This is a genomic window from Achromobacter sp. (assembly GCF_050285585.1).
Taxonomy (GTDB): Bacteria; Pseudomonadota; Gammaproteobacteria; order Burkholderiales; family Burkholderiaceae_B; genus Achromobacter.
This window is the reverse complement of record NZ_JBLZXF010000078.1, coordinates 1-6,097: the sequence shown is the minus strand read 5'-3', so window position 1 is coordinate 6,097 and position 6,097 is coordinate 1. Positions and strand designations below refer to the sequence as shown.

The window sequence follows — 6,097 nt, the reverse complement described above, 5'->3', positions numbered from 1 at the left end:
CTGGCCGAATGGATACTGGCCGAAAGCACCGCTATTTCCGCTGTTCCGACCGCCAGGCGCGCGGAGCGACCCCGACACTCCGGGTGAAGATGCGGGCGAAATGGCTCTGGTCGGAAAAGCCGCATTCGGCCGAGATATCGGCCAGGCTCAGGTCCGATCGCCGGAGGAGGTTCATCGCATGCTCCAGCCGGCGCTCGCGCACCCATTCGAAGGGCGTCATGCCCATCGCGGCCTTGAAGGCCCGGGCGAAGGTCGCGCGGGACATGCCGCAGTGCTTCGCGATATCGGCCAGCGCGATGTTCTGCGCCAGGTGGGCTTCGACGTATTCCGTCGCCTTGGCCAACTGCGAGCCGCTCAGTTTTCCTGCCGGCTTGCCGTCCGCGCCTCGCATGCGTGTTTCGCCGTACCTGCGCAGCAGATGCGCGACCATGGCCAACGTCAGGTGTTCGATGAACGCCTCGTCGCCCGGCTCGCGGCGCATCAGGCTGGGCATGAGCGCCTGGACCAGCAGCCGCATGGTCTCGTCCTCGGCGCCTTGCTGCTGGCGCAGGCCAGGCACCTTGCCCGCATACAGCTCGCCGCCCAGTTCTTCGAGCACCTCGTTGCGGATCTGCAACCGCACATTGTCATAGTCCGACAGGTGCTGGCAGGCGTAGGCGCTGGTCAGGTCTGTCAACGCCATGGTGGCGATGGAGTGGCCGCCGGCGTGGACGAGCTTCCGGTCCATCCACAGTTTGTGCGACGCAAAATCCTGCATCTGGAAGATCACCGAATACGCATTGGCCTGCGGGATGGGGTGCACGAGCGCATCCGAGTGGTCGCCCACGTGCCGGAACCTTGCCGCCGCCAGCAGAGGCGTGCGCAGGGCCGCGATGCAGTGAGGAGGATGCGTGACCGGAACGACTGGCGGCTCTTCTGTAAGCGGCATGATTCCCCCCATTGCTGATGCGCTCCCATGCCGTGGAACTGTACCCTAGCCAACCGGCGTGACAAGTAGGCCGCGCGCGATTCATTGTCGCTTCCGGGTTGACGCAAAATGCGCCGTGGCGCGACGGGGGCTGGGTAAAATGGCAGGCCATTGATTCCTGCCCGCGCCATGCAATTCGACGACGTCCGTATCTTCGCCGCCGCGGTCGACACCGGCAGCTTCACGGCAGCCGCGGGAAAGCTGCTGCTGTCGAAACAATTCGTCAGCCGCCGCATCGCGAGCCTGGAAGCATCGCTGGGCGTCCGGCTGCTGGTACGCAACACGCGCAAGCTCACCGTGACCGAATCAGGCAGGGAGTTCTATGCGCACGCGCAACGCATACTGGACGACGTGACCCACGCGGAACAGGCCATGGCGCGGCGGCGCACCGAACTGCACGGAACGCTCCGGATCAGCACGCCCATGTCATTCGGGTTGCGCCACCTGTCCCCGCTGATCGCCCAGTTCCTCGCCGAGCACCCCGCCCTGCAACTCCAGGTGATACTCAACGACCGCCATGTGGACCTGGTCGGCGAATCGTTCGACATGGCGCTGCGTATCGGCGCCCTGCCCGACTCCACGCTGATCGCGCGTCGCCTGGGCGAACTGCGGATGGTGGCGTGCTGCAGCCCGTCCTATCTGCGGAATCACGGCCAGCTGCTGTCGCCCGAGGACCTGAAGCGTCACGATTGCCTGCTGTACGGCCGCGAGGCCAAGACCGGCTGGCCGTTCACCGTGGACGGCGCGCAGCGGACGTTCGAGGTGCGCGGGCCGTTGCTTTCCAACAATGGCGAGGTCGTGCGCGATGCCGCCATCGCCGGCCTGGGCATCGCGCTGTTGCCCCGCTTCATCGTGGGCGAAGCGCTGCGCAGCGGGGAGCTGGTCGCGGTGCTCGAGCGCCAGGCGCCCAAGCCGCTGCCGATCAGCGCAATCTACCCGCAGCACCGCCAGCAATCGACGAACATCTGCGCGTTCGTCGAATTCCTGGAAGGCCACTACGCGCGCATGATGGAACGCCTGGAGGCCTAGAGGTCCCGTCCACGCTCACGGCGCTTGGCGCGGGCCTTCGCGCTTTTTGGCGGCCCGCGCGGTCAGGGCGCCCAGCGCCAGTCCGCCGATCAGCCCCATGTTCGCAAGAAAGGCATTCATGTCGTGGAACCGCGCCTGTGGGTCCGGCAGATTCCAGAACGCATGGCCCATCAAGGAGGCCGCCAGCGTGAAGGCGGCCAAGGCGCCCGCGGCCAGCCAGGGCCAGACGCCGGCGATGAGCAGGATCGAGCCGCCCAGCTGGACGGCGATCACCAGCACCGCGAACAGCATCGGAGGATGCAGCCCGAAGTGCGCGACCTCCCCCAGCGCCGACGAAAAATCCCCCAGCTTGCTCAGGCCGCTCCACCAGAACGGCAGGGTCAGGACGAGCCGGGCCAGGCGTCCCGGCAGGGGCGACGAAGGCCAGGCGGCGACCGGGTGCGTCATCATGGAGCCGCCCCTAGACCGCCCAGCAGGCGCAGCCCAGCGCGCCCCAGAAGGAGGCCGCGTCGGACACCGGCATGTCGCGGCGCGCCGCCGCCAGGTGCTCGTGCCCGTGCACGGCGCAGGCGCTGGCGCACCCGCAACGAGCCGCCATCGATCCCAGGTAGCCGTCCTGGCTCGCCGCCTTGCGCGAGAAATAGCCGCCGAAGGCGCGCACGGGCGACCAGTCCGGCGCCGGCGGGGGCAACGCCGGCGCATCCTTGGAAAAGCTGCCCGCCCCCCACACCACCTTGCCGCCCAGCAGGGTCAGGTCGCTTTCGATGGCGATGATTTCATCCTCGGGCACGGTGAAGTAGTCGCGGTCCAGCGCCACCAGGTCGGCCAGCTGGCCCACGGCGATGCGGCCCTTCTTGCCTTCTTCGTTGGAGAACCAGGTGTTGGCTTCGGTCCACAGGCGCAATGCGGTTTCGCGGCTTTGCCGCTGCGCGGCCGGGTACATGCGCAGGCCGCCCAGACTGCGGCCGGTGACCAGCCAGCTGAGCGACACCCAGGGGTTGTACGAGGCCACCCGCGTGGCATCGGTGCCGGCGCCCACCGGCACGCCGGCCGCGAGCATCCTGGATATCGGCGGCGACTGCTCGGCGGCCGGCGCGCCATAGCGTTCCACGAAATCCTCCGCCTGATACATCATCCGATGCTGGACGGCAATGCCGCCGCCCAATGCCGCGATGCGGTCGATGTTGCGCGGGCTGACCGTTTCCGCATGATCGAAGAACCAGTGCAGGCCTTCGAACGGCTGATCGGCATTGACCTTCTCGAACACGTCCAGCGCCCGCGAGATGGTCTCGTCATAAGTGGCGTGCAGGCGCCAGGGCCAGCGCTGGGCGACCAGTTGGCGAATCACCGGCTCCAGGTCCGCCTCCATATTTGGAGGCATCTCGGGTCGCGGCTGGCGGAAGTCCTCGAAGTCGGCGGCGGAATAGACCAGCATTTCGCCCGCGCCGTTGTGGCGGTACAGATCGTCGCCCTGCCCCGGCCGGACCTGGCTGCCCCAGTTCTGGAAGTCCGCGAGCTCCTGCTTCGGCTTCTGCGTGAACAGGTTGTAGGCCAGGCGCAGCGTGAGTTGTCCGTCCTTGTGCAGCTTCTCGATGATCTGGTAATCCTCGGGATAGTTCTGGAAGCCGCCGCCGGCATCGATCACGCTGGTCACGCCCAGCCGATTCAGTTCGCGCATGAAATGCCGCGTGGAATTGAGCTGGATGTCCGGATCCAGCTTCGGCCCCTTGGCCAGGGTGGCGTACAGGATGGTCGCGTTGGGCTGCGCGATCAGCAGCCCGGTCGGCTCGCCGCTGGCGTCGCGCTGGATCTCGCCGCCCGGCGGATTGGGCGTGTCGCGGGTATAGCCGACCGCGCGCAGCGCGGCGCGGTTCAGGAGCGCGCGGTCATACAGGTGCAGGATGAACACGGGCGTGTCGGGCGCGGCCGCATTGATCTCATCCAGGGTGGGCAGGCGCTTCTCCGCGAACTGGTGCCGCGTGAAGCCGCCCACCACGCGGACCCATTGCGGCGGCGGAGTGTCCTGCGCCTGGCGCTTCAGCATGGCCATGGCGTCGGCCAGACTGGGCACGCCGTCCCAGCGCAATTCCATGTTGTAGTTCAAGCCGCCCCGGATCACGTGGGTATGGCTGTCGATCAGCCCCGGAATCGCGCGGCGGCCGCCCAGGTCGATGACGCGCGTGCCGGCGCCCGCCTGCGGCATGATCTCGGCCTCCGTCCCCACCGCGGCGTAGCGGCCCTCCTTGATGGCCACGGCCTGCGCTTCGGGCCTGGATGGGTCCAGCGTCGTGAATTTGCCTCCGTGGAGGATCAGATCGGGTTCGGTCTTCATGGTTGCGCTCCTTCCCATGGACGCGGCGGGCGTCATGCCCAGCGCGACGGCGTTTTAACGGTGGTCCCGCGGTTGCGGTCGAATGGCGGCGGCATGGCTCATCGCTTGCCCGCCCGCTCGGGCGCCAGATAGTGCCGCACCACGGGCGCCTGCTCGCCCTGGTGGAACCGGCGCACGGAAACCTGCTGGTCCTGGTCCGACACGGTCACGCGGTCGTGCTGGCGCAGGTGTTCCACCCAGGACGCCACCAGGAAATATTCGATGAAATGCGCGGGTTCGCCCGTGTCCTCGAAAATGCCCCAGGCATAGGCGCCGTCGCGCCGCCGCTGCTCGCCGACCCTTTCCATCGCTTCCAGAAAGGCGTCGCGCGACGCGGCGTCGACGTGGTACTGCACGGTGATCATGACGGGCCCGCGGTCGTGGCGCACGTCGCCGCTCAGGACGGGCGCGGGCCAATGCATGGAGGGGGCGAGATCCAGCTGGGCGCCCAGTTGCAGTTTCCAGCGCCAGGTCAGCGGAATGGCCAGCAGCGCGCAAACCGCCGCCGCCAGCATGGCCTGGGGAATGCCGAACAGGCTTGCCGCCTGGCCCCACAGCAGGCTGCCAACGCTCATCGAGCCGAAGAACACCGTCACGAAAATGGACAGGCCGCGCGCGCGCACCCAATCGGGCAGCGCTGTCTGCGCGGAGACATTCAGGGAAGACAGCACGGCGATCCAGGACGCGCCCGCCAGCAGGCTTGCCGCGATGGCCGCGGCCGGCACCGGCACCAGCGCCACGACGGCAAGCGTGATGGCGATGCCGCAGGTGCCCAGCATGACCACGCGATCCGCGCCGCAGGCCTTGCGGATGCGGGGCAGCAGGAACGCGCCCAGCACCGCCCCCACGCCGACGCAGCCCAGCATGATGCCGTACAGCTCCGCCCCGCCACGCAGCACGGTGCGCACGACCAATGGCAGCAACGCCCAGAACGCGCTTGCGAATACGAAGAACGCCACCGCGCGCACCAGGGTTGCCTTCAGGGCGCCGCTATTGCGCGCATAGCGCAGCCCCGCCGCCATCGCGCCCAACAGCTGTTCCGGAGGCAGCGAGCTGCCTCGGTCCGCGGGCGGCTTCCACCAGAGCAGCGCCGCCGCCACGATGAGGAAGCTCAGCGCATTGACGGCGAACGGCAGCGCCAATCCCACCGCGGTGATCAGGAAGCCGGCCAGCGCGGGGCCGATGGCCCGGCTGATATTCACCCCCACGCTGTTGATCGCGATCGCCTGCTGCAGCGATTCGCGCGGCACCAGGCTGGGCACGATGGCCTGCCAGGCGGGCGCGATCAAGGCGGTGCCGGTTCCCATCGCCAGCGTGAACAACAACAGCGCGACGGGCGTGGCCAGGCCGGCCCACACCAGCCAGGCAAGCGCCGCCGCCACCGCGCACAGGCCCACCTGCACCATCAGCAGCAGGCGGCGCCTGTCCACGATGTCCGCCAGGGCGCCCGCGGGCAGGGACAGCAGGAACACGGGCAGGGACGTGGCCGTCTGCACCATGGCGACCATCATCGGGGACGGAGACATGGACGTCATCAGCCAGCCGGCGCCCACGTCGTGCATCCAGGTGCCGATGTTGGAGAGCACGGTCGCTACCCAGAGAACCGTGAAATTGCGGGACGCGAATGGCGATGGACCTTTTTCGTCCCGCGGACGGGCGGTGGCTGCCTGGTTCATGTTTTGCTCGCTTTGGCACGCCGCGGCGCGCGCGGCGCCGGGCCGCGCCGCGCG

General features: G+C 68.3%; 4 protein-coding genes and 1 pseudogene. 1 reads left to right on the top strand and 4 read right to left on the bottom strand.

Annotation, left to right across the window (positions count from 1 at the left end):
• Positions 1 to 31: 31 nt before the first annotated feature.
• Positions 32 to 928, bottom strand: coding sequence for a helix-turn-helix domain-containing protein (locus tag ACN6PJ_RS30980; protein WP_427999466.1), 897 nt, complete (start codon positions 926 to 928; stop codon positions 32 to 34).
• A 168-nt stretch (positions 929 to 1,096) separates the two neighbouring features.
• On the opposite strand from ACN6PJ_RS30980, the pseudogene ACN6PJ_RS30975 reads away from it, so the two are divergent.
• Positions 1,097 to 1,903 (top strand): annotated as a pseudogene (locus tag ACN6PJ_RS30975) (LysR family transcriptional regulator); the annotation flags it as partial.
• 108 nt (positions 1,904 to 2,011) lie between these two features.
• Here the strand turns inward: ACN6PJ_RS30975 and ACN6PJ_RS30970 are convergent.
• The 3 genes from ACN6PJ_RS30970 to ACN6PJ_RS30960 all read right to left on the bottom strand — a co-directional run.
• On the bottom strand, positions 2,012 to 2,446 hold the full coding sequence (locus tag ACN6PJ_RS30970; protein ID WP_427999465.1) for a DoxX family protein: 435 nt from the start codon (positions 2,444 to 2,446) through the stop codon (positions 2,012 to 2,014).
• Between the two features lie 10 nt (positions 2,447 to 2,456).
• Positions 2,457 to 4,328 carry an amidohydrolase gene (locus tag ACN6PJ_RS30965; RefSeq protein ID WP_427999464.1) on the bottom strand — a complete coding sequence of 624 codons (1,872 nt, stop codon included), beginning with the start codon at positions 4,326 to 4,328 and terminating at the stop codon, positions 2,457 to 2,459.
• Positions 4,329 to 4,426: 98 nt separating this feature from the next.
• The coding region (locus ACN6PJ_RS30960) for an MFS transporter (protein WP_427999463.1) at positions 4,427 to 6,097 on the bottom strand (1,671 nt) is incomplete at its 5' end.